This is a genomic window from Dokdonella sp. (assembly GCF_044227025.1).
GTDB lineage: Bacteria > Pseudomonadota > Gammaproteobacteria > Xanthomonadales > Rhodanobacteraceae > Dokdonella_A.
Map to the genome: position 1 here is coordinate 399,757 of NZ_JBGAFX010000003.1, position 21,299 is coordinate 421,055.

A 21,299-nucleotide genomic window follows, 5' to 3' on the forward strand; every position below is an offset into this window, starting at 1 on the left:
ACGGGCGCGGGTGAGGGGAGGTTTGCGAAGCAGGTGCGCAGGGCTGCGCGAGGTCGCGTCGACCTGCGCAGCCGACCCACGCTGGTGAACGTCGCAGCGGGCCGATGCGACGCCGGGGAACGGACGGCGTAACCTTCCCGGGTCGAATCGAAGGGGAGACGCTCATGCGCACGATCCATCGCTGTTCGCTCGTTCTTGCAGGCCTTTCAGTCGCTGCCGTCGCGGCCGCGACGCCACCCGCTGGAGGCGGCCGCTTCGACCCACCGCGCGACGACATCACGCCGGAGCAGCGAGCACGCATCGACGCCGGGTTGCAACGCAACGTCGAATCGCTGCAGCAGAAAGGCATGCTTGCCCCGGTCGCGCCGTTCCCGCCGCCGTTGCAGGGCGGCCTGCAATGGCCGTTGAAGAAGGCCGCCGGATTCACCGATCCGGACTACCACGGCATTTCCAATTTCGTCGACCTCGATCCGGCGTATCCGAACCACCTGCTCGACTGGAACTGCGGCACGCGCACGTACGACCTCGCCGACGGCAGCAATCACGCCGGCATCGACATCTTCCTGTGGCCATTCCCGTGGACGCTGATGGATGAGCAGGCGATCGACATCATCGCGGCCGCGCCGGGTACGATCATCGGCAAGACCGACGGCAACGACGACCGCAGTTGCCCCAACCACTATTCGGCGGACTGGAACGCGGTCTACGTGCAGCATGCCGACGGCAGCGTCGCGTGGTACGGACACATGAAGAAGTTCTCGCAGACGTCCAAGCCGATCGGCGCGACGGTCGCGACCGGCGAGTTCCTCGGCACGGTCGGCAGTGCGGGCTTCTCGACAGGGCCGCACCTGCATTTCGAGAACCATTCCGCCGTCAGCAACTACACCATCCTCGAGCCGTTCCACGGCGCGTGCAATGCGCCGGCGTCGCTGTGGGCGCAGCAGCGCCCGTACTACGACTCGGCGATCAACAAACTCGCCACCCACGACGCGGACCCGCCAAACCCCAATGATCCCAATTGTCCGAACCCGGTCGATGAGATAACCCACCTGCAGGATCATTTCATTGGCGGGCAAACCGCATATTTCGCGGCCTACTACCGCGACCAGCGCTCCGGGCAGGTCACCAGCTATTCGATACTGCGCCCCGACGGCAGTACCTTCACCAGTTGGACCGGTTCCAGCAGCCAGCCTTACTACGCCGCATCGTACTGGTACTGGTCGTACACACTGCCGGGCAATGCGCCGCCCGGTCGCTGGCGCTTCCTCGCGACCTACCAGAGCGTGGCCTATGCGCACGACTTCTACGTCGGCGACGTGATCTTCGCGAACGGCTACGACCCGGGTTGACCTCCTGCGCAAGCTTTCGCGCCGGCGGCGAAGGTGACAGACTTCGCCGCTCACGGGAGGGGACGACATGGCCGCATCGACGAAATGGAACATCGCGCTCGCGATGGCGCTGCAGATCGCCGCGCTGCCCGCGGTGCATGCTAGCAACTTTGCCGTCACCGGCACGATTTCGGTGAACGGCAATCCGGGCGTGCTGCCGGCCGGCGGCACGTTCGGCGATTCCGGTTACAACGGTGCGACCGGCGCGTTGTCGAGCGGCCAGTTCACCTTTCCGGTAGCGACAACGACGTTTCATTCCGATTCGCTCGGCGCCGACGTGACCGTGACGTACCAGCTCAGCCAGACGAACACGTCCACGGGGCAGGTTGCGAGCGACGGCGTCGCCGCATTGACCCAGGCGAGCCTCAAGTTGCAGGTGTTGTCGGCGCTCGTCGGCGGCGTGATCCCGATCGGTGTCGGTACCTGCATTTTCCAGCCGATTCCGGTCGATCTCGCGGGCACCGGTTCCGCCGCGGGCCTCGATCTTTCCGCTGCGGGCTTCACGATCCCCACGGTCGCCCCGACCGACTGCGGCGGCCACGGCAACGAGATCAACGGCGGCGTCGCCGGCAGCAACAACAGCATGCAGGTGCAACTCGCCGGCGACTTCACCCCGCCGCCCGCAAACGACACGATCTTCGTGAACGGCTTCGACGGAACCTGACATCCGGATTCTCGGACCACGCAAACCCGTGCGGTCGGCGAACGCGTGTTCGCCGACGGTTTCGAAGTTGTCCGCAGGCTCGCCACGGACCTGGTCCGCGGATGCGCTACTGCGAGGCGTTCGCGACGCCTTGTCGTGCCGGGTTAGCCGCCACGCCTTTCGGCGGCACACCTTTCCAGCGCCACAACAACACGATCGAAGCGACATCGACGAGCACCGCGAACACGCTCGCCTCGGGACCGAACGTTCCACCGCTCAACCACTGCGGCTTGTCCAGCAGTTCCGGCGACAGCCAGCTGGCCTGGCCGATGCCGCTGACGTCGAAACCGAGCACGCTGCCCTGCATCCAGTTCCAGCCGAAGTGGATGCCGATGGGCAGGGCGAGGCTGCCGCTGCGCAGGAACGCGAGGCCGAGCAGGATCGCGCCAAGCGCCGTGTCGAGCGTCGCCCATACCTGCGTCGCCCCCTCCATGCCGGGATTGTCCCAGTGCGCAAGCGCGAACAGCACCGCCATCACGCCTTGCGCAACCAGCGGGCCGGCGCCGTCGACGAGGCGCTGGAACACGAAGCCACGGAACAGCAGTTCCTCGAACAGTGCGACGCCGGCGAAGGTCCATGCGCCGATCGCCAGCGCTGCTAGTGCATGCGTGGGGTCGAGGTGAAAACGCACGCCGCCAGCCGCAGCGATCGATGCCGAAACCGCGAGCATCGTCGCGCAGCCGAACGCGATCCCGAACAGCGCATGCCGCAGCCAGCGCACGTCGAGCTTGAGCCCGACATCCGCCAGCGACTGCCTGCGCAGGCGCAGGCATGCCCATGTCACCAGCAGCACGAACAGCGCCGGCAGTGGCGCCAGCCACGCGCCGTCGAAACCGTGCGACTGCAACGCCTTCGACAGCGGGTGATAGATCACGCGGCTGGCGAGGAAGACGACGATGAACAGCGCGATCCACCAGCCGTTGCGCAGGTGGCCACGGGAATCGCGAAGCAGCGGGGGCATGGGGTCGTTCCTTGGCATGAGTGCGACGCGGTCGTCATAGACGTTGCGATGAATGTGCGGACAGGATGCCCCGCGATGGCCCCCGCGTTGCAATGCCGTTCGACCGGATGCCATTCGGCCTATTGCGCGCCCAGGGCCTGGTCCTGGCGCGATCGCGTGTTGTGCGCCAGTTCCTTGCGTTCACCCGTGCGGCGGACTAAAAAACGCGACCGCGGACCGGGGCGCGGCCAGGCCGGATACGGCCTTCTGCAAGGGGAGCGAGGGGACATGGGCAAGATCGGAACCCGACGCGCAGGCGCGTCGGCCGGCTGGCTGTTGGTCGTTGGCATGGCCGGTCCGGCGGTTGCGGCGACCGACTACGCCGTTTCAGGCAGCGCAACGTTCAACGGCAATGCATCCGCACTCGGCGATGGCCAGTTCCTCGGTTCGTCGTACACCAGCGCGACCGGTGTCATCGGTGCCGGCACGTTCAAGTTCCAGGGCGCGAGCGTCGGCAACGCGGGAACCTCGTTGACCTACCACCTCGACCAGAGCATTGCCTCGGCAGGCCAGGTGGGTGCGGATGGTCTCGCTGCGTTGGCCGATGCGTCAATGCGCCTGACCGTGGTCGGCCTGACCCTGTCCGGTACGCCGCGTGCGGTCGGTACCGACTGCGTGTTCGAGCCGATCCACATCGTGCTCGACGGCAACGGCTCGGCCAGCGGACTCGAGCTTTCCGCTACGGGTTTCTCGATCGCACCGATCGACCCCAATGCCTGCAACGGATTTGCCACCGCGATCAACAACCTGATCGCAGGCAACGCCAACTCGATCGCGCTTCGGGTCGAGGGCAACTTCTCGCCGCCGGGCACGATCTTCACCGCGGGATTCGAATCGGTGCGTTGAGCGCGCGCACCAAAGGGCCCTTCGCCCGGAGCGCAGGCGCGCAGCGCCGGAGTCGCAGGGTTCGCAGGCGTTTCGACTTCGCTCGCTGCGATCAACGCGAACGGGTGTGGTCCGCGCCCTCAGCCTTCGGATTCCGCCGCGCGAGTTCGCCGATGACATCGGCGAGCGTCAGTCCGGCGCCACGCAGCAGGACGAGCAGGTGGAACAGCAGGTCGGCGGCTTCGTTGCGAAGGCCGTCGATGTCGCCGGTGGCGGCGGCGAGGGCGACCTCGACGCCTTCTTCGCCGACCTTCTGCGCGCGTCGCGCCGGCGCCGCGGCGAGCAGCTTCGCGACGTAGCTCGACGCCGGATCGCCCCCAGAGCGCGCGGCAATCAGCGCTTCGAGCTCGTTCAGCCACGGATGCGCGTGCGGGTCACCGTCGAAGCAGCTCTGCGTGCCGAGATGGCAGGTGGGTCCCCGTGGCAGTGCTTGCGCCAGCAGCGTGTCCCGATCGCAGTCGGCGCTGATCGACACCAGCGAAAGGACGTTTCCCGAGCGCTCGCCCTTGCGCCAGATGCGTTGCTTCGAGCGCGACCAGAAGTGCAGCTCGCGCGTATCCAGCGTGAGCGCGAGCGCGGCGCGGTCGGTGTAGCCGAGCATCAGCACGCGACCGTCGTGGGCATGCTGAATGATGAGCGGCAGCAGGCCGTCACCCTTGCTCCAGTCCAGCGTGTCCACGAGTGCGCTCACGCCCGCACCACGACGCCGCGGCTGCGCAGGTAGCGCTTCAGCTCACCGATGCGGATTTCGCCACTGTGGAACACGCTCGCGGCGAGCGCGGCATCGACGCCGCAGCGTTCGAACACGTCGGCAAAATGTTGCGGCGTGCCGGCGCCGCCGGATGCGACCAGCGGCAGGTTCGTCGCCGCGCGCACCGCGTCGAGCAGCGCGTGCGCGTAGCCCGCCCGCACGCCGTCGTTGCGGATCGCGTTGAGCACGATCTCGCCGGCGCCGCGTGCGTCGACTTCACGCACCCAGGCGAGCAGGCTGCGGCCGCTGTCACTCGCCTGTTCGGGCTTGCCGCTGTCGGCAACGACGCGCCAGTCGCCGTGATCGTCGGCCTGCGCGTCGACATCGATGCCGACGACGACGCACTGGCTGCCGAAACGCGCGGCGAGTTCGTCGACGAGCGCGGGTCGCGCGAGCGCCGGCGAGTTGACCGACACCTTGTCGGCTCCTGCAGCTAGCACCGCCTCGGCATCGGCGACCGAGCGGATGCCGCCGGCGACGCAGAACGGGATGTCGAGTTCGCGCGCGACCCGCGCGACCCACGCGACATCGACGCGGCGTCGTTCCGGGCTCGCGGCGATGTCGTAGAACACGAGTTCATCGGCGCCCTCGTCGGTGTAGCGACGCGCGAGTTCGACGATGTCGCCGACCACGCGATGGTCGCGAAAGCGCACGCCCTTGACGACCGCGCCATCGGCGACGTCGAGGCACGGGATCAGGCGGCGTGCGAGCATGCGAGTTCCTCCAGTGCAAGCGTGCCTTCGAGCAGGGCCGTGCCGGCGACGCAGGCCGCGACGCCGGTCGTGCGCAATGCGTCAACGTCCGCGCGGTCGCGTACGCCGCCGGACGCGATCCATGCCAACGACGGCCAGCGTGCCACGAGCTCGCGGTACAGCGCGAGGTTCGGGCCTTCAGCCATGCCGTCGTGAGCGACGTCGGTGGTCAGCACGTGGCGCAGGCCGGCATCGACGAAGTATTGCAGCAGGGTGGCACAATCGCTCTCGCTGGTCGTCTGCCAGGCATCGACCGCGGGATGCCAGCGACCGTCACGGCCGCAACGAAGGTCCATCGCAAGGCACAGGCGTTCGGCGCCGAACTCGCGCAGCCAGTCGGCGAACGCGCCGGGTGCGTGCACCGCGACGCTGCCCACGACGACGCGTGCGACTCCGGCGTCAAGCAGGTGCTGCACGTGCTCGCGTGTGCGCACGCCACCGCCTGCCTGCACGCGCAGATCATTCGCCGCGATGCGCGCGATCAACGCGCGCTGCATCGGTTGCGCCGCGCGTGCACCATCGAGATCGACCAGATGCAACCATTGCGCACCGGATTCGCGGTAGCTGTGCGCGAGTGCGAGCGGATCGTGCTCGAACGCACGCATCTGCGCGAAGTCGCCCTGGCGCAGGCGCACGACGCGGCCACCCTGAAGGTCGATGGCGGGAATGATCAGCATGCGAGCGCGAAGAAGTTCTGCAGCAGCCGACGCCCGGCCGCGGCGGATTTTTCCGGGTGGAACTGCGCGCCGTGCACGTTTTCGCGCGCGACCAGCGCCGCGAACGTCCCGCCATGGTCGGCCGCGGCGAGCGTCGCATCGTCGTCGTCCGCGGCAAAGCCATGCACGAAGTAGAACCAGTCGTCCCGGTCGATGCCCTGCAGCAGCGCATGGCCGCCAGCGCGCAGGGCGAGCGTGTTCCAGCCCATGTGCGGCCAGCGCGGCGCAGCGGGAAGGCGGCGCACGCGCCCGGGCAGCAGGCCGAGCGCTTCGACGTCGCCTTCGGCCGAATGCTCGTACAGCAACTGCATGCCAAGGCAGATGCCGAGCAAGGGCTGGCTCAGGGTGGCGAACACGCGGTCGAGGCCGCGGGCGCGCAGCGCCTGCATCGCCTGCGCGGCAGCGCCGACGCCGGGCAGGAGTACATGCGTCGCCGCGCGGATGCGCGCCGGATCGTCGCTCACCGTGGCATCAACGCCGATGCGTCGACACGCTTCACGAAGCGAACCGTAGTTCGCGCCACCTGCGGCGACGATGACGGCGCGCACGCTCATGCCGCCGCGCTCGCCGCGAGCACGCCCTTGCTGCTCGGAACGCCGTCGCCATCGCGGCGGATCGCCTGGCGCAACGCGCGCCCGACCACCTTGAAGCACGCCTCGACCATGTGGTGCGTGTTGTCGCCGCGCACCGACAGGTGAAGGTTCGCGCCAAGCGCGTCGGCGAGGCTGCGGAAAAAGTGCGGCACGAGTTCGCTCGGCAGCGCACCGACGCGTTCGCGCGGGAATGTGCCGTCGAAAACGAAGAACGGGCGGCCCGAGAGATCGAGCGCAGCGCTGGCGAGCGCCTCGTCCATCGGCAGCGTGAAGCCGTAGCGACCGATGCCTCGACGTTCGCCGAGCGCTTCGCGCAAGGCCTGGCCGAACGCCAGCGCGCAGTCCTCGACCGTGTGGTGCTCGTCGACATGCAGATCGCCCTGGCAGGCAAGCCGCAGCGCGAAGCCGCCGTGCACGCCGAGTTGTTCGAGCATGTGGTCGAGAAAGCCGATGCCGCTGTGCACCTGCGGCCGCGCGTGATCGTCCAGATCGATCTCGACGTTGATGCAGGTCTCGCGCGTCTCGCGCCGGACGCGCGCGCGACGCGGCGCATCGAGCAGTGCCGCCGCGATCCCCGGCCAGCCGAGGTCCGTGCCGATGCGCAGGCCGCGCACGCCGATATTGCGCGCGAACTCGATGTCGCTGTCGCGGTCGCCAATCACCGCGCTGCGTGCGCGATCGAGCACGCCGGCAGCGAGCCAGTGTTGCACGAGGCCCAGCCCCGGCTTGCGTGTTGGCGCGTGTTCGTGCGCAAAGCTGCGGTCGATCAGTACTTCTCGGAACACGATGCCTTCGCCGGCGAGGATCGCCAGCAGCAGCCCATGCGGACCGTCGAAGTCGGATTGCGGGAACGATGCGCTGCCGAGGCCGTCCTGGTTCGTCACCATCACCAGTTCGTAGCCCGCGTCGACGAGGCGCCGCAATGCGCCGATCGCGCCGGGCAGGAGTCTGAATTTCTCGTAGCGGTCGATCTGCTGGTCGAGCGGTTCCTCGATCAGGGTGCCGTCGCGGTCGACGAAAAGGACCTTCGCGTTCATGCCGTGGCTCCGAGCGCCGCCAGCAGCGCGTCGTTCTCGTGCGGCCGTCCGATGCTGATGCGCAGGCAGCCGGCGAGGGCGGGCTGCGCGGAGAAATCGCGCACCAGGATGCCGGCGTCGAGCAGTTCGAGGAAGCGCGCCGTGGCGTCGTCGAAACGTACCAGCAGGTAATTGCCCGCGGAGGGCCACACGCGCACCACGCCGCGACCCCGAACAAGTGCGGCGGCGACGCGCTCGCGCTCGGCAATCGTCAGCGCGATGCGCGCCCGCGTACGTTCGAGCGCCGCGGGTTCGAGCGCCGCGAAGGCAGCGTGCGCGCTGTCGCTCGGCAGCGGATACGGCGCCGCGATGCGCCCGACGAGGTCGGCGATCTCCGGCGCTGCGAGCAGCGCACCGATGCGTGCGCCGGCGAGCGCATGCGCTTTGGACAGCGTACGCAGCACGGCCAGGTTCGGCAGATGCTCGACCAGTGCCGCGGCGCTGGCGACACCGGCGAATTCTACGTACGCCTCGTCAACGACCAGCAACGCACGTCCGGCGAGCGCTCGCGCGAGCCGCTCGATGCGCTCGCCGTGGAAAAGCGTGCCGCTCGGGTTGTTCGGCGAGCAGAGCACGACGATCTTGGTGTTGTCGTCGACCAGCGCGAGCAGGCGCGCATCATCAAGTGCGAAATCGTCGTCGGGTGCGAGGTCCAGCGTGCGCCAGGCTGCACCCTGAAGGCGCGCCGCGATGCGGTACATGCCGAACGTCGGCGCGACGGAGACGATGTTGTCCACGCCGGCGCGACAGAATGCGCGCAGCAGCAGGTCGATCGCCTCGTCGCTGCCACGGCCGACCCAGAGGTTGCTGGCGTCGACGCGGTACAGCGTGGCGAGACGACGGCGCAGTGCCTCCGGCTGCGGAGACGGATAGCGGTTCAGGCCGCGCGCGACCGCGAGACCGTCATCGGCGGCGTCCCATGGCGATTCGTTCGCGTCGAGGCGCACGCTCGCATCGAACCCGCTGCGGCGCGCGGACGCGTACGGCGTGAATGTCGCGATCTCGGGACGCACGCGCGCGAGCAGGCTCATGCGTCCACTCCCGCGTCGCGCCCGGTCGATGCGAGAGACGCCAGTCTCACCACCACTGCGCGCGCGTGCGCTTCGAGCGATTCCGCGCGTGCCAGCACCGCGGCCTCGGGGCCGATCGTGCGCAGGCCGTCGGCGCTCGCTTCCTGCACGTAGACACGACGCAGGAAACTGTCCACGCCGACACCGCCGAACGCGCGCGCGAAGCCAAGCGTCGGCAATACGTGGTTCGGGCCCGCGCAGTAGTCGCCGAGCGTTTCCGGCGACCACGCGCCGAGGAAGATGCTGCCCGCGTTCGACAGCAATGGCAGCAGCGCGCGCGGCTCGCGAGTGTTCACGATCAGATGCTCGGGGGCGTAGCGTTCGGATACCTCGACCGCCTCGGCGAGATCGGTGACGCGGATCAGGCGCGCGTGCGCGAGTGCGGCGCGCGCGATGTCCGCGCGTGGCAGGCCGGCCACCTGCTCCTGCAGCGCCGCATCGACCGCATCGAGCAGCGCTTCGCTGGGGCTGACGAGGATCACCTGCGAGTCCGTGCCGTGCTCGGCCTGCGCGAGCAGGTCGGCGGCGACAAAGACGGGATTGGCCACGTCGTCGGCAATGACGAGCACTTCCGATGGTCCGGCCGGCAGGTCGATCGCGGCACCGGCGTGATCGGCCGCGACCTCCATCTTGGCCGTCGTCACCCAGCCGTTGCCGGGTCCGAACAGCTTTGCGCAACGTGGCACGGACTGCGTGCCATAGGCGAGCGCGGCGATCGCCTGCGCGCCGCCGAGCTTGAACACGCGCGTGATCCCGCACAGGCGCGCGGCGACGAGGATCAACGGATCGGCCGAACCGTCGGCGCGTGGCGGAGTCGCCAGCACGATCTCCCGGCAGCCGGCGACGCGCGCCGGTACACCGAGCATCCACACCGTCGACGGCAGCGGCGCGCTGCCGGCTGGTGCATACAGGCCGACGCGCTCGATCGCGCGCGGCAACTGCGCGCAGACCACGCCGGGCGCGGTTTCGAGTTCAAGCGGAGCCGGCAGCTGCGCGCGGTGGAAAGCCTCGACGCGTGCGATGGCCGCGCCCATCGCCGTGCGCACGAGCGGGTCGGTCGCGCGCTCGGCCGCATCGAACTCGGCCGGCGCGACCTCGAAAGCGGCCAGCGCACAGCGGTCGAAACGCAGCGTGAGTTCGCGCAGCGCCGCGTCGCCACGCCGCCGCACGTCGGCGACGATCGCGCGCACGGCATCGATGTGCGCGTGGTCGCGCAGCTGCGCGGGGCGCTCCATGCAATTAATGCGTTGGCATTCCGTGAGCGATGGCCAATCGATGCGCAGCGGCTGGCCGGCGAGCGGTGCGGGGTTCATGCGAGCATCCGTTCCACGTTCAGCACCATCACGCTGCGCGCGCCGAGGCGCTTGAGCTCCTCCAGCTGCTGCCAGTCCGGCGTCGTGCGGCACAGCGCCTGCACGGCGATGTCGTCCGGGTAGCCGTCGAGGCCGACGACGCTCGGCCGTTCTCGCCCGGGCAACAGTTGCGTGATCGCGGCGAGCGCGGAGCGCGGTGCCTGCAGCATCAGCAGGCGCGCGCCGGCGCCGGACAACGCACCGGCGATGCGCGCGCACAGGCGCTCGATCAATTGCGTCGGGACGGCGCCCAGTGCATGCGGCGAACGCGCCAGCACCGCTTCGCTGTGCAGGATCGTGGCGAGCTCGTGCAGCTGGTTTGCAGCCAGCGTGGCGCCGCTCGAGACCAGGTCGCAGATCGCGTCGGCCTTGCCGAGCCGCGGTGCGATCTCGACCGAACCAGTCAGCACGACGATGTCCGCGCGCAGGCCCTGCGCCCGCAGCCAGCCGGCGAGCAGCGCAGGGTACGAGGTCGCGATGCGCGACCCGTCGAGGTCGGCGATCGTTGCGATCGCGCCGCCATCGGGTACCGCGAGCGCGAGCCGGCAGGCGCCGAATCCGAGCGGCTGGATCGTCGCCGCCGTCGGCGCATCGGCGCCGGCGAGACGCTGTTCGTCGAGCACGTTGCGGCCGACGATGCCGAGCTCGCAACTGCCCTCGACGAGCAGGCCGGGAATGTCGTCGTCGCGTACCAGCAGCACGTCGACCGGCATGTTCTCGCCGTACAGGAACAGGCGGTCGCGACTGGTGCGGAACGCGAGGCCGGCGTCGCGCAGCAGTGCGAGCGAGGCCTCGGAAAGGCGTCCGGACTTCTGCACCGCGATGCGCAGGCGGTCGCGTGTGTCATTCATCGCGCCACCCTTGCCGGGCGCGGACGCATCGTGCGCCGCGCCGCGAGGGCATAGCCGCCTGCACCCTGGTCAAGGCAGCGCGCGACGCGGCCGATCGTGGTGATGCTGACCGCGGTCGAATCGTGGATCTGCCAGTACGGCTCGCCGGCCAGCAGGTGCGGCACGACGCTCCAGCGGTCGCGCATCGACTCGCGCTCGGCCGGCGTGCACAGGTCGTCGAGGAATGCGCGCATCTCCTCGACGCTGCGCAGCGACAGCAGCGCCTCGCACAGCGAGCGCTCGGCGCGGTCGGAGTCGACTTCGGGTTCGATCTGGCGTCTTTTCATCGGATCAATGTACTAGCGCGTTAGTATATTGGTCGACATGCTAGCCGATGAGCGATCGGCATTGCAAGCGGGTTGCTGGATGGTGGCATTCGACCGGTCTGAAACGCGCGTCGCACGCCGCGGTGCATTCTCGCTCCCGGCGCCAACGAACTAACGACCGCGTCCGGCGACTTCCTTCGCGACGATGCGCGGCGGAACGGTGCGGGAAAGGCGGACCGGCCGCGCCCGAGGGAGAGAGGGGAGCGCGGCCGGTCCTGTCGACGGAGTGCTGGGGAGCTATCGCGTTCCGTCGAAACTGTCGGCGAAGATCTTGTCGGGCGCCGGCCCGGTCAGGCGCAGCAGCGCCAGTTCGTACAACGGCGGGTTGCGTTCGGCCATGCCTGCGACAATCACGCGGCCTTGTGCATCGAGCGCCAGCGCGGACGGGTCGCTGAACACGCCGCCGGGTGCCATGTCGACGCTGGCGATGCCGGCGTCGCCGAAGCTGGCGTCGAGCGTGCCGTTGGGCGTGAAGCGAAATGCGAGGAAGCTCGACTCGGGTCCGACATAGCTGATCGATGCGACAAGGTTGCCGTCGGGCTGGCGCACGAAGCCGGTCGCGTAGCGCGTGAACGCTCCCGGCGCGATCGCGATCGGCTGGAAGCCGTCGCCGCCCGTGCCGAACGCCGTGTCCATCGCGCCGTCGCTGCCGATGCCGCCGAGCACGGTCTCGATGCTCGTGTTGCCCTGGCCGTCGTCGATCTGGTAGTGGCCGACGAAAACTGCGCCGCCGCCCGTGGTCGGCAGCAGGCGATCGATGCCGTCGATGATCTGGCCGGTATCGCCCGGGCGATGGAACACGCGCCAGCCGCTGCCCGCGAACGCGCTGTCCAACGCGCCGGTCGCATCGAGGCGCGCGACCGCGAAGTCCGAACCCATGCCGGCGCCGTAGACCTCGTAGCTGCCGCCGACGAGGATGCCGTCAGTGTCGGTGAGGCCGAGCGATGTGAGGTATCCACCCTGTCCGGCGACTCCGTCCCAGTCGATCACGGTGCCGCCATTGCTGCCAAACGTCGTGTCGGGAGCTCCATTCGGCGCGAAGCGCGCGACGTAGCTGTGCGCGATCGTATTGATCGACTTCTCGCCGGCGATCACCAGGCGCTGCTGGCTGTCGAGCGCGAGTGCATGCACGTAGACGTTCGGAATCAGCTGGATGCCGTCGGTGCCGAACGTCGCATCCATCGTGCCTTCGGCATCGAGCTTGACGAGGAAGCCGCGCAGCGGCCCGAACGCCTGCGCGCTGCCGCCGACGACGATCGAGCCGTCGCCGAGGCGCACCATCGCTTCGATGATCTGCATGCCGGCGCCGGTTGCGGGCACCAGATCGGGCAGCACGAGCACGCCGGGGATGCCGGGGATATTGCCGAAGCTGGTGTCGGGCGTGCCGTCCGCGTTGAGGCGCGCCAGCATCGCGCGCATGTGCGGATCGAACGGGCTCGACGGGATGAACTTGTTGCGCTCGCCGGCGACGAGGATCTTGCCGTCGGGCAGGGCGAGTGCGGCGTACGGGCGCAGTTCGCGTGCCTCGACGTCGTCGGGCGTGATGTAGGCGGCACCGGCGAGGCCGAAGCTGGGGTCCGGCAAGCCGTCGGCGGCGCGGCCGGGAATGGTGAACAGGGAGGCGAACAGTACCAGCGCGCCCGTGTGGCTGAGGCGGGAAAACGACATCGGCATCTCCGCGTTAACGATGCGGCGAGCCTGCCGATCTCTCTCCGAAGTTGCATGCGCGGAACGTCACGGTTGCATCAACAACGCATGAATGCACGATGCAAACCCTTGTGCCTGCTGAAAATCCTCAATTCGTTGCGGTTGGCCTGGACAGTGCGGGCGGGATCGGGCGGTCGCCGGCCAGCGCTTGCGCGCGCGCCAGCGCGCTGCGCCAGAGAGCCTCGTTGCCGATCGCCTGCTGCACCTGCACCTGCAGCAGGGCGCTGCCGAAGTCGCGTTCGGCGAAGCCGGCCACGCGTTCGGCCAGCGCGCCGGCGCGGCCATGTTCGCCGCGCGCGATCAACCAGGCGGCATAGGCGACCGCGACCTCGCGCAGGTCGAGCGGGATGCGCAGCGCATCCGCTTCGGCGAGCGCACGCGCGTACCAGGTGCCGGCCGCGTCCGCGTCGGTGGTGGTGCGCGCGCGGGCGAGGTCGGCGTACAGGCGTGCGGCGCTGCTGCCGTTCCTTGCCGCAAACGTCGACAATTCCTCGGTGACCTTGGCGGCCTCGGCCAGCTCGCCGCCGGCGAGCAAGGCGTCGATGCGCAAAATATAGGTGCGTGCGAATTCACGCGCGTCGTCGACCGCGCCGAACCGTGCGAGCGCCTTGGCTGCCTCGTCCTGCGCGAGTCGCGCGTCGGATCGTTCCAGCGCGAGCCTGCCGAGCAGCGCATGCGCGCGCGCCTGCGCGATGGCATCGTCCTCGCGCATCGCCGAATCGAGCACGCCGGCGACGCGCTCCGGCACGTCCTTGCTGCGCCCGTTCGCCACCAGCACATACAGGCGCGTCAACTCGCCGTTGCGCTGGCGCGCGGGATCGGCGACCAGCGTCGACAGGTCGCGCAGGCGCGGTTCGAGCGTGAGCGCGGCATCCGGTTCGAGCAGCGCCAGTTGCAGTTCGGCGATACCCATCAGCGCGTTCTGCTCGGCCGCATGCACGCCGAACGTGGCGAAGCGGTCGGCGGCGCGGCGGAACATCGGCACCGCTTCGGCGAAACGCTCGCGGCGCATGTCGAGCGCGGCGAGGTTGGAATCGATCAGGGCCAGTGCGAGCAGGTTGCCGCTGCTTTCGAAGGCGACACGTGCCTGCGCGAACGCCTGCAACGAAAGTTCGATCTGGTCCATCGCACCGGCGACATTGGCGCGCCCGTTGAGCGCCTTGCCGAGCGCATCCGGCACGCCCTGTCCGCGCAGCAGTGCGATTGCCTCGTCGAAGCGCTCGGCAGCGAGCACGTTGTTGTTGCGCATGGCCGCGATCACGCCTAGGTTGGTGATCGCGCGGGCGTGCACGACGCGGTCGCGTTCGGCCGGAACTTCATCGGCGATTGCCTTGAACGCGGCCTCGGCCGCGTCGAAGTCGCCGGCCTGGTAGTCGATCTGCGCGAGTCGCAGGCGCACGACCGGCAGGGCGCGTTGTTCGGCCGGCGCGCGTGCGAGCAGGGCGCGCGCGTCGTCGAGACGATCACCGAGGATCGCCGCCTCTGCCTGCTGCAACAACCCGTCCAGCGGCGAAGCGTCGCCCGTCGTCGTGGCCTGCGGCGCGTAGCCGAGATCGCGCGCGAGCAGGTCGGCGGCAATGCGCGCGGCGACCAGCGCATCGCCGGCTTCGCCATCCGACTCGACCGGCGGCGTGCGGCCGGACTTCGTGCGCAGGTGTACATGCCACCGCGTCTCGACCCGTTCGGCGCGTGCATCGATCACCAGATTGGCGCCGGCTGCCTGCGCGAGGGCGGAAGCGTCGTTGCCGTGCAACTTGCGAGCAGTGGCGCCGGTCAGCACCACGACATTGTCGCTCGGCACCACCGCGAGTCCCGCGGCACGCAGGCGCGCCGCGATGTGGTCCATCAGGCCGAGCCGGATCCAGTCCGAACCCTCGCCGGCGACGCTGTCGACCGGCAGCACGAGGGCGGTGAGTATGGGGGCCTCCGCCGTTGTCGCTGCAACGAGGGGTGCGCGGCGGGACACGTCCAGATAGCGCCAAGTCCCCGCGACTAGCAGCGCGAGCGTGACCAGTACCATCGCCACCAGTCGTGCGCGACGGGCGTGGAGCGGAGTTCGCTCCGCTGCCTTCAAGTCGCTGGTGCCGTTCGAGTCGGGCGAGCCCGGTTCCAGGACATCACTCGCGCCTTTGCAGTGCGGAGCCTGCTCCGCTGCTCCTGCTCCGTCGTCCGAGCTGGGCAAGTCCGGCCCTGCCATGTCACCCCCGCTTCCGCGGAGCGGAGCTTGCGCCGCGGCTGTTGCTTGATTGCCGCCGGGAGAATCCGTGTCCGCCAACTCACGGGTTGGCGCGACCCAGTGATAGCCGAAGCGCACCACGGTACGAATGTAGTTCTGTTCCTTGCCGGTATCGTCGAACGCGCGCCGCATCGCGAGGATCGTCTGCGCGAGCAATCCATCGCTGAGATCGGTCTTGCCCCACACCGCGGCGATCAGCTCGTCGCGCCCGACCGCACGTTCGCGCTGCTCGACCAGGTAGACGATGCAGTCGAACGCGCGCGGCGGCACTGCGACCATGGCGTCACCGCGCCACAGTTCGCGCCGTGCGGGAAGGAGGCGGTATTCGCCGAACCGGTAGCCGTGATTCATCCAGGGGATATGCGTGCTGCGATGCCGTGCTGTCAACCCCGACGGTGGCCGTGTCCGTCGGGACATGACGTTTGCGCGGAGCGGTGCTAGGCTTCTACTACGAAGACTTCCGTAGGGGTGCGCGATGCGGATCGTCCTGTCCGTCGTTCTTCTGCTCATGACCGCGTCGGTCACCGCGCAACCGGCGCGCCTCGCGTGGATCATCGATGGTTCCTCGCCACAGGACGCGATCGACGCCGACGCACACCAGCGCATGGCCTCGCATCTGCAGGAGCGTGCGGATGTGCTGGTGCCCCTGCGCGCGAAGGCCGGCGGGGTTTCGCCGCTCGCGTGGCCGCTGCAGCCGGCCGCGGGTTTCACACCGTTCGGCTACACCGGCACCGCGTACTTCGTCGACCACGATCCGGCCTTTCCGGGACATGTGCGCGACTACACCTGCGGCGCGCGCGCCTACGATACCGCCGCGGGCTACAACCATGGCGGCACCGACTACTACCTGTGGCCGTTCCCGTGGTTGCTGATGGACCAGGGTAGCGTGCGCGTCGTCGCCGCTGCGTCCGGCGTCCTCATCGAGAAGCACGACGGCTTCTTCGACCGCGATTGCGCGATCGACTTCGCCACCAGCAACGCGATCAACGCGGTCTACATCCTGCAGGACGACGGCCTCACGGCGTGGTACCTGCACCTGCGCAACGGCTCGGTCACGCGCGTGCCGGTCGGGTCGCGTGTGTCGGCGGGCGACTACCTCGGTCAAGTCGGAAGTTCCGGGCCGTCGAGCCTGCCGCACCTGCATTTCGAATTGACCAACGACGCGACCGGCGAGGTCGTCGATCCGCGTCACGGCGCCTGCAACGCGGCGCCGGAACGCTGGAGCGTGCCGCAAGCGTACGAGGCGCCGCGCATCCTTCGCCTGAGCACGCATTCAGCCGAGCCGGAGACGGTCGACTGCGGCATGGCCGACGGCGTGCCGGTGCGCGACTCGGCGCATGCGCAGGACCGCTTCCGTCCCGGCGACACGTTGTGGGCGTTCGCCGCGTACGCGGACCACCGCAATGGCGAGATCAGCGAGTTCACCTTGTTGCGTCCCGATGGCCACGCGTTCGCGCAGTGGTCGTTCGACCTCGCCAGCGAGCACCTCGATCGACCCTTCTATTCCGGCACTGCGTGGGACTGGAGCTACGCGCTGCCGGCGGATGCCCCCATCGGCGAATGGACCCTGCAGGCGGTGTTCGCGGGCCAGACCTATCGACATGCGTTCACGGTGGCGCCCGCCATCGAGCCGAATCAGCGCGGCCTCAGCGGCTCGTGGGCGAACCCGGCGACGCCCGGCCAGGGCGTGCTGCTTGAAGTGCAGGGCGACTACTACGGCGCCGGCACCGGACTGCTGTTCGGCGGGTGGTTCACCTACGACGCGAATCCGGGCGGCGACCGTCGCTGGTACACGATCCAGGCGCAGGTGCATGCCGGCAGCGCAACGACCACGACGCCGATCTACCAGACCACCGGCGGTCGGTTCGCCACGACACTCGCGACCACGACGAACGCGGTCGGCGAGGCGACGCTGCGCTTCGACGATTGCACCCACGGCACGCTGAGCTACCTGTTCACCGACGGCAGCGCGCGCAACGGCACGATTGCGCTGACGCGCCTGCTCCCGAACGTCACCTGCACGCCGGCGGGCGACAGCGGCGCGGCGACGGGTATGGACCTGCGCTCGGGCACGTGGGCCGATCCGGCGAACAGCGGCCAGGGACTCGTGCTCGACCTCAACTCCGGGCAGAGCGTGTTCTTCGGTGCCTGGTACACGTTTTCGCCGATCGCAGGCGCGGCGACCGGCCCGGCCGGGCAGCGCTGGTACACGCTGCAGGCGCCGCTGCAGGACGGTGCCGTGGTCGACAACATCGGCCTGTACGAAACCAGCGGCGGCGTGTTCGATGGCAGCGAAGCCACCACCACCGCAACCGTCGGCAGCGCCCGCCTCGAGTTCAACGGCTGCAGCGCGGCAACGCTCGACTATGCGTTCAATGCCGGTGTGGATGCCCCGCGCAGCGGTCGCCTCCACCTCGTGCGCGTGACCGCGCCGCCGCCCGGTTGTTCTTGATTGTTCGTCCCGCATCCCAAAAGGCATCGCGGCTGAAGCGGTCCCGCGGCGAGAGATGTTCCGTCGCTAGTCGAAACCGCCGAAGAACAAATGCTCACGCACGCGTTCGGCGTCGCTGCAGGCGATGTGGGCGGGCCTGCCGCAGTCGCGCAGCAGGGCCAGATCCGCCTGCAACGCCGCGCGCTGCAGCGCGTGCGCTGCGCTGCGCGGGTCGAGCGATTGCAGTTGCAGCGGGTCGAGCACGAGGTCGTAGTGTTCGCTGCCGGCGGCGGCCGGGTCCGTGAGCCAGTCGTCGCACCAGTCGACGAACAATTGCAGCGCGGTGTTCTCGTCCTCGCCGCTCGCGGTGCGCACCGCGAGGTAGTCGAGCCAGCTCACCGGCGACGGCGCGGCGTCGCGGAAGTGTTCGACCAGGAAGCGGCGACGCCACGCAGGCGGCGCATCCGCACGGAACAACGGCGCCAGGTCGCGACCGTCCGCCACGGTCGGCAGCACGACGCCGGCGAGCGCGGCGATCGTCGGCGCAAGGTCGTTGTTGAGCACGAGCGCGGAGCGCTGCGCGCCAGGGGCAACGCCGGGGCCGCGCAGCAGTAGCGGCACGCGGATCGATTCCTCGTACGCCAGCACCTTGCCGACGACGCGATGCTCGCCGTACAGCCAGCCGTTGTCGGACGTGAAGACGACGTAGGAGTCGTTCCAGCGTCCGGCGGCATCGAGGCGTGCCTGGATCGTCCCGAACAGGTCGTCGAGCGCGCGCAGCGCTTCGAGACGATGGCGGTACTGGCGGTTGAGCATCGCCACCTGCACCGTCGTGAGGTGCGCGTATTCGGTTGGAAACGTAGTCGGCGTCGCTGCTGCCGTAATTGACGAGCGTGCCACGGTCGTTGACGGAATAGTTGTACATGCAATACGCGCCGGCGTAGCCGGGAGAGCCGTTGAGTTCGCCGTAGTCGGGCAGGCCTTACCAGTCGGTCCAGCCGGCGGGAACGTAATGCGTGCGACAGGCGGCGCTGGTGCAGTCGCGATGGTTGCGCGGCGTCGTGTAGCCGTAGCCGTTGAGGAACTTGCCGACGAGGCCGGTGCGGTATCCTGCCCCAACCAGCGCGGTCGCGATCGAGCGGCTGTCATCGAACGCGCCGAACGATCCGTCCGGACCGAACTGGCCACGCCGCACGCCGTGGTTGTGTGGATACTGTCCGGTCATGAAAGTCGTGCGCGACGGGCAGCAGAGCGAATCGGTCACGAAAGATTCGTCGAAGCGCACGCCTCCCTCGACCATCGCGGCTTTGATCGAAGGCAGCAGGCCGAGTGCGAGCGCGGTGCCGAAGGTCGCTTCGTCGAGGTCGTCCGCCATCAGCACGACGATATCGGGGCGTGCGCCGGCAACGGCGCGCGCGTGAATCGGCAGCAGGACCGCGAACGCGAGCGCGCAGGCGTGCAGGACGTTGCTGATGAAGGGACGCGGCATCCGGAAATGCCGACGCGGTGGGCTCGTCACACCGCGTTGCGCAGCGGCCGTGCGACGAGGTCGGGAAAGCGCCGGCGGATCGCGGATTCGATGCCGCTCGCGTCGAGCCCGTCGGCCGCAAGGAGTTCTTCGCGGCTTGCATGCTCGAGGAAGCGGTCGGACAGGCCGAGGTGCAACATCGGCACGACGAGACCCTGCGCGGACAGCAGTTCGGCGACGCCGCTGCCGGCACCACCCATGATCGCGTTGTCCTCGAGCGTGACGAAGGCCGAATGCGACTTGGCGAGTTCGAGCAGCAGCGCCTCGTCGAGCGGCTTGACGAAGCGCATGTCGACCAGCGTCGCGTCGAGCACGTCAGCCACCTTTGCGGCGGGTGCCAGCATCGCGCCGAACGCGAGCAGGGCGATGCCGCGGCCGCGGCGGCGCAGGTCGGCCTTGCCGATCGGCAGGGGTTCGAGCTCCTTCGAGACGGTCGTGCCGTTACCGCTGCCGCGCGGATAGCGCACCGCGGCCGGTCCCTCGTGCAGGAATCCGGTCGTCAGCATGCGCCGGCACTGGTCCTCGTCCGAAGGCGCCATCACGAGCATGTTCGGGATGCAGCGCAGGTAGGTGAGGTCGAAGCTGCCCGCGTGCGTAGCGCCATCGGGTCCGACGATGCCGGCGCGGTCGATCGCGAACAGCACGTCGAGATCCTGCAGGGCGACGTCGTGGATGAGCTGGTCGTAGGCGCGCTGCAGGAACGTCGAATAGATCGCGACCACCGGCTTGGCGCCCTCGCAGGCCATGCCGGCCGCGAGCGTGACCGCGTGCTGCTCGGCGATGCTGACGTCGAAATACCGTTGCGGGTATTCCTTCGAGAAGCGGACGAGCCCGGAGCCTTCGCGCATCGCCGGCGTGATGCCGTACAGGCGCGCGTCGGCCGCGGCCATGTCGCACAACCAGTCGCCGAAGACCTCGGTGTAGGTCGGCTTGGAGGCGCCCGCCTTCTTGACCAGGCCGGCCTGCGGATCGAACGGGCCGACCGCGTGGTATTCGATCTGCGCCGCCTCGGCGGGGGCATAGCCCTTGCCCTTGGTGGTGATCACGTGCAGCAGCTGCGGGCCCTTGAGCTCCTTGAGCGTGCGCAACGTCGAGAGCAGCTGCGGGAGGTCGTGGCCGTCGATCGGGCCGGTGTAATGGAAGCCGAATTCCTCGAACAGCGTCGACGGCACGAACATGCCCTTGGCGTGTTCTTCCCAGCGCTTGACGAAGCGCCACAGGAAGCCGTCGCGCTTCATCATCTGCTTGCCACGCTCGCGGATGTTGTTGAGCGTGCGACTCGCCATCAGCCGCGCCAGCATCTTGGTCAGCGCGCCGACGTTCTCGCTGATCGACATCTGGTTGTCATTGAGGATCACCAGCAGGTCGGGCTCGACGTCGCCTCCGTGGTTGAGCGCCTCGAACGCCATGCCGGCGGTCATCGCGCCGTCGCCGATCACCGCGACGACCTTGCGCGGGTCGCCCTTGCGCTGCGCCGCGATCGCCATGCCGAGTGCGGCCGAGATCGATGTCGACGAATGCCCGACGCCGAACGTGTCGTACTCGCTCTCGTCGCGTTTCGGGAACGGCGCGACGCCGTCCTTCTTCTTGACGGTCGTGATGCGGTCGCGCCGGCCGGTGAGGATCTTGTGCGGGTAGCCCTGATGGCCGACGTCCCAGACGAGGCGATCAACCGGCGTGTCGTACAGCCAGTGCAGGGCGACGGTCAGCTCGATCACGCCGAGATTGGCGCCGAAATGGCCGCCCGACGTCGCCACCGACTCGATCAGGTACGCGCGCAGCTCCTGCGCGACCTCACCGAGCTCGGATTCGGGGAATTGGCGCAGGTCCGCCGGCGTTTCGATGCGGGAAAGGCGGGGGTAGCGCTGGCTGTCGATCATTTCGGGGCGTTTCGT

Annotated in this window: 19 protein-coding genes; 4 read left to right on the plus strand and 15 right to left on the minus strand. The window is 68.9% G+C overall.

From position 1 onward, the window contains the following. The first annotated feature begins 164 nt into the window (after positions 1-164). Both ACILRJ_RS09535 and ACILRJ_RS09540 read left to right on the plus strand, forming a co-directional pair. The gene (locus ACILRJ_RS09535) at positions 165-1,349 is read left to right on the plus strand and encodes a peptidoglycan DD-metalloendopeptidase family protein (protein WP_395682751.1); all 1,185 of its coding nucleotides are present in this window, start codon (positions 165-167) and stop codon (positions 1,347-1,349) included. 67 nt (positions 1,350-1,416) lie between these two features. Then, positions 1,417-2,052, plus strand: coding sequence for a hypothetical protein (locus tag ACILRJ_RS09540; protein WP_395682753.1), 636 nt, complete (start codon positions 1,417-1,419; stop codon positions 2,050-2,052). Between the two features lie 106 nt (positions 2,053-2,158). Here ACILRJ_RS09540 and ACILRJ_RS09545 read toward each other — a convergent pair whose 3' ends face one another. Next, positions 2,159-3,052, minus strand: coding sequence for a lysostaphin resistance A-like protein (locus ACILRJ_RS09545; RefSeq protein WP_395682755.1), 894 nt, complete (start codon positions 3,050-3,052; stop codon positions 2,159-2,161). 267 nt (positions 3,053-3,319) lie between these two features. On the opposite strand from ACILRJ_RS09545, the gene ACILRJ_RS09550 reads away from it, so the two are divergent. Then, entirely contained in the window at positions 3,320-3,937 is a 618-nt protein-coding gene (locus tag ACILRJ_RS09550) for a hypothetical protein (RefSeq protein ID WP_395682757.1), read from the plus strand. A 91-nt stretch (positions 3,938-4,028) separates the two neighbouring features. Here the strand turns inward: ACILRJ_RS09550 and hisIE are convergent, their stop codons facing one another. From hisIE to ACILRJ_RS09605, 11 genes are all read right to left on the minus strand, one after another. Beyond that, positions 4,029-4,667: a bifunctional phosphoribosyl-AMP cyclohydrolase/phosphoribosyl-ATP diphosphatase HisIE gene (gene hisIE, locus ACILRJ_RS09555; protein WP_395682759.1), complete on the minus strand. Its 639-nt coding sequence runs from the start codon at positions 4,665-4,667 to the stop codon at positions 4,029-4,031. Beyond that, the gene (hisF, locus tag ACILRJ_RS09560) at positions 4,664-5,440 is read right to left on the minus strand and encodes an imidazole glycerol phosphate synthase subunit HisF (protein ID WP_395682761.1); all 777 of its coding nucleotides are present in this window, start codon (positions 5,438-5,440) and stop codon (positions 4,664-4,666) included. The genes hisIE and hisF overlap by 4 nt, the downstream gene beginning before the upstream one ends. After that, a complete protein-coding gene (locus tag ACILRJ_RS09565) occupies positions 5,422-6,156 on the minus strand; it encodes a HisA/HisF-related TIM barrel protein (protein ID WP_395682763.1) in 735 nt (244 codons plus the stop codon). The genes hisF and ACILRJ_RS09565 overlap by 19 nt, the downstream gene beginning before the upstream one ends. After that, a complete protein-coding gene (hisH, locus tag ACILRJ_RS09570) occupies positions 6,150-6,749 on the minus strand; it encodes an imidazole glycerol phosphate synthase subunit HisH (protein WP_395682765.1) in 600 nt (199 codons plus the stop codon). Before hisH ends, ACILRJ_RS09565 begins: the two co-directional genes overlap by 7 nt. Beyond that, positions 6,746-7,825 (minus strand): bifunctional histidinol-phosphatase/imidazoleglycerol-phosphate dehydratase HisB, encoded by a 1,080-nt coding sequence (gene hisB, locus ACILRJ_RS09575; protein ID WP_395682767.1) that lies wholly within the window; start codon positions 7,823-7,825, stop codon positions 6,746-6,748. The genes hisH and hisB overlap by 4 nt, the downstream gene beginning before the upstream one ends. Continuing rightward, on the minus strand, positions 7,822-8,895 hold the full coding sequence (gene hisC / locus ACILRJ_RS09580; protein WP_395682769.1) for a histidinol-phosphate transaminase: 1,074 nt from the start codon (positions 8,893-8,895) through the stop codon (positions 7,822-7,824). Before hisC ends, hisB begins: the two co-directional genes overlap by 4 nt. Continuing rightward, positions 8,892-10,247, minus strand: a complete 1,356-nt coding sequence (gene hisD, locus ACILRJ_RS09585; RefSeq protein ID WP_395682771.1) for a histidinol dehydrogenase — start codon at positions 10,245-10,247, stop codon at positions 8,892-8,894. The genes hisC and hisD overlap by 4 nt, the downstream gene beginning before the upstream one ends. Beyond that, a complete protein-coding gene (gene hisG / locus ACILRJ_RS09590) occupies positions 10,244-11,137 on the minus strand; it encodes an ATP phosphoribosyltransferase (RefSeq protein WP_395682773.1) in 894 nt (297 codons plus the stop codon). The genes hisD and hisG overlap by 4 nt, the downstream gene beginning before the upstream one ends. Continuing rightward, positions 11,134-11,463, minus strand: a complete 330-nt coding sequence (locus ACILRJ_RS09595; RefSeq protein WP_395682775.1) for a YerC/YecD family TrpR-related protein — start codon at positions 11,461-11,463, stop codon at positions 11,134-11,136. The genes hisG and ACILRJ_RS09595 overlap by 4 nt, the downstream gene beginning before the upstream one ends. Before the next feature lie 276 nt (positions 11,464-11,739). Beyond that, the gene (locus ACILRJ_RS09600; RefSeq protein ID WP_395682777.1) at positions 11,740-13,170 is read right to left on the minus strand and encodes a hypothetical protein; all 1,431 of its coding nucleotides are present in this window, start codon (positions 13,168-13,170) and stop codon (positions 11,740-11,742) included. Between the two features lie 127 nt (positions 13,171-13,297). After that, a complete protein-coding gene (locus ACILRJ_RS09605; RefSeq protein ID WP_395682779.1) occupies positions 13,298-15,796 on the minus strand; it encodes a winged helix-turn-helix domain-containing protein in 2,499 nt (832 codons plus the stop codon). Positions 15,797-15,920: 124 nt separating this feature from the next. Here ACILRJ_RS09605 and ACILRJ_RS09610 point away from each other — a divergent pair, with 124 nt between their 5' ends. Continuing rightward, positions 15,921-17,897 (plus strand): peptidoglycan DD-metalloendopeptidase family protein, encoded by a 1,977-nt coding sequence (locus ACILRJ_RS09610; RefSeq protein WP_395682781.1) that lies wholly within the window; start codon positions 15,921-15,923, stop codon positions 17,895-17,897. Positions 17,898-17,963: 66 nt separating this feature from the next. Here the strand turns inward: ACILRJ_RS09610 and ACILRJ_RS09615 are convergent, their stop codons facing one another. From ACILRJ_RS09615 to dxs, 3 genes are all read right to left on the minus strand, one after another. Beyond that, the gene (locus ACILRJ_RS09615) at positions 17,964-18,776 is read right to left on the minus strand and encodes a sulfatase-like hydrolase/transferase (RefSeq protein ID WP_395682783.1); all 813 of its coding nucleotides are present in this window, start codon (positions 18,774-18,776) and stop codon (positions 17,964-17,966) included. An 82-nt stretch (positions 18,777-18,858) separates the two neighbouring features. After that, entirely contained in the window at positions 18,859-19,365 is a 507-nt protein-coding gene (locus tag ACILRJ_RS09620; RefSeq protein ID WP_395682785.1) for a sulfatase-like hydrolase/transferase, read from the minus strand. A 26-nt stretch (positions 19,366-19,391) separates the two neighbouring features. Continuing rightward, on the minus strand, positions 19,392-21,284 hold the full coding sequence (dxs, locus tag ACILRJ_RS09625) for a 1-deoxy-D-xylulose-5-phosphate synthase (protein WP_395682787.1): 1,893 nt from the start codon (positions 21,282-21,284) through the stop codon (positions 19,392-19,394). Between the last annotated feature and the right edge of the window lie 15 nt (positions 21,285-21,299).

Bases quoted from the DNA above. Each gene is read 5' to 3' on its own strand.
- ACILRJ_RS09535 (WP_395682751.1), top strand. From the start codon at position 165: ATGCGCACGATCCATCGCTGTTCGCTCGTTCTTGCAGGCCTTTCAGTC.
- ACILRJ_RS09540 (WP_395682753.1), top strand. From the start codon at position 1,417: ATGGCCGCATCGACGAAATGGAACATCGCGCTCGCGATGGCGCTGCAG.
- ACILRJ_RS09545 (WP_395682755.1), bottom strand. From the start codon at position 3,052: ATGCCCCCGCTGCTTCGCGATTCCCGTGGCCACCTGCGCAACGGCTGG.
- ACILRJ_RS09550 (WP_395682757.1), top strand. From the start codon at position 3,320: ATGGGCAAGATCGGAACCCGACGCGCAGGCGCGTCGGCCGGCTGGCTG.
- hisF (WP_395682761.1), bottom strand. From the start codon at position 5,440: ATGCTCGCACGCCGCCTGATCCCGTGCCTCGACGTCGCCGATGGCGCG.
- ACILRJ_RS09565 (WP_395682763.1), bottom strand. From the start codon at position 6,156: ATGCTGATCATTCCCGCCATCGACCTTCAGGGTGGCCGCGTCGTGCGC.
- hisH (WP_395682765.1), bottom strand. From the start codon at position 6,749: ATGAGCGTGCGCGCCGTCATCGTCGCCGCAGGTGGCGCGAACTACGGT.
- hisB (WP_395682767.1), bottom strand. From the start codon at position 7,825: ATGAACGCGAAGGTCCTTTTCGTCGACCGCGACGGCACCCTGATCGAG.
- hisC (WP_395682769.1), bottom strand. From the start codon at position 8,895: ATGAGCCTGCTCGCGCGCGTGCGTCCCGAGATCGCGACATTCACGCCG.
- hisD (WP_395682771.1), bottom strand. From the start codon at position 10,247: ATGAACCCCGCACCGCTCGCCGGCCAGCCGCTGCGCATCGATTGGCCA.
- hisG (WP_395682773.1), bottom strand. From the start codon at position 11,137: ATGAATGACACACGCGACCGCCTGCGCATCGCGGTGCAGAAGTCCGGA.
- ACILRJ_RS09595 (WP_395682775.1), bottom strand. From the start codon at position 11,463: ATGAAAAGACGCCAGATCGAACCCGAAGTCGACTCCGACCGCGCCGAG.
- ACILRJ_RS09600 (WP_395682777.1), bottom strand. From the start codon at position 13,170: ATGTCGTTTTCCCGCCTCAGCCACACGGGCGCGCTGGTACTGTTCGCC.
- ACILRJ_RS09605 (WP_395682779.1), bottom strand. From the start codon at position 15,796: ATGAATCACGGCTACCGGTTCGGCGAATACCGCCTCCTTCCCGCACGG.
- ACILRJ_RS09610 (WP_395682781.1), top strand. From the start codon at position 15,921: ATGCGGATCGTCCTGTCCGTCGTTCTTCTGCTCATGACCGCGTCGGTC.
- ACILRJ_RS09620 (WP_395682785.1), bottom strand. From the start codon at position 19,365: ATGCCGCGTCCCTTCATCAGCAACGTCCTGCACGCCTGCGCGCTCGCG.
- dxs (WP_395682787.1), bottom strand. From the start codon at position 21,284: ATGATCGACAGCCAGCGCTACCCCCGCCTTTCCCGCATCGAAACGCCG.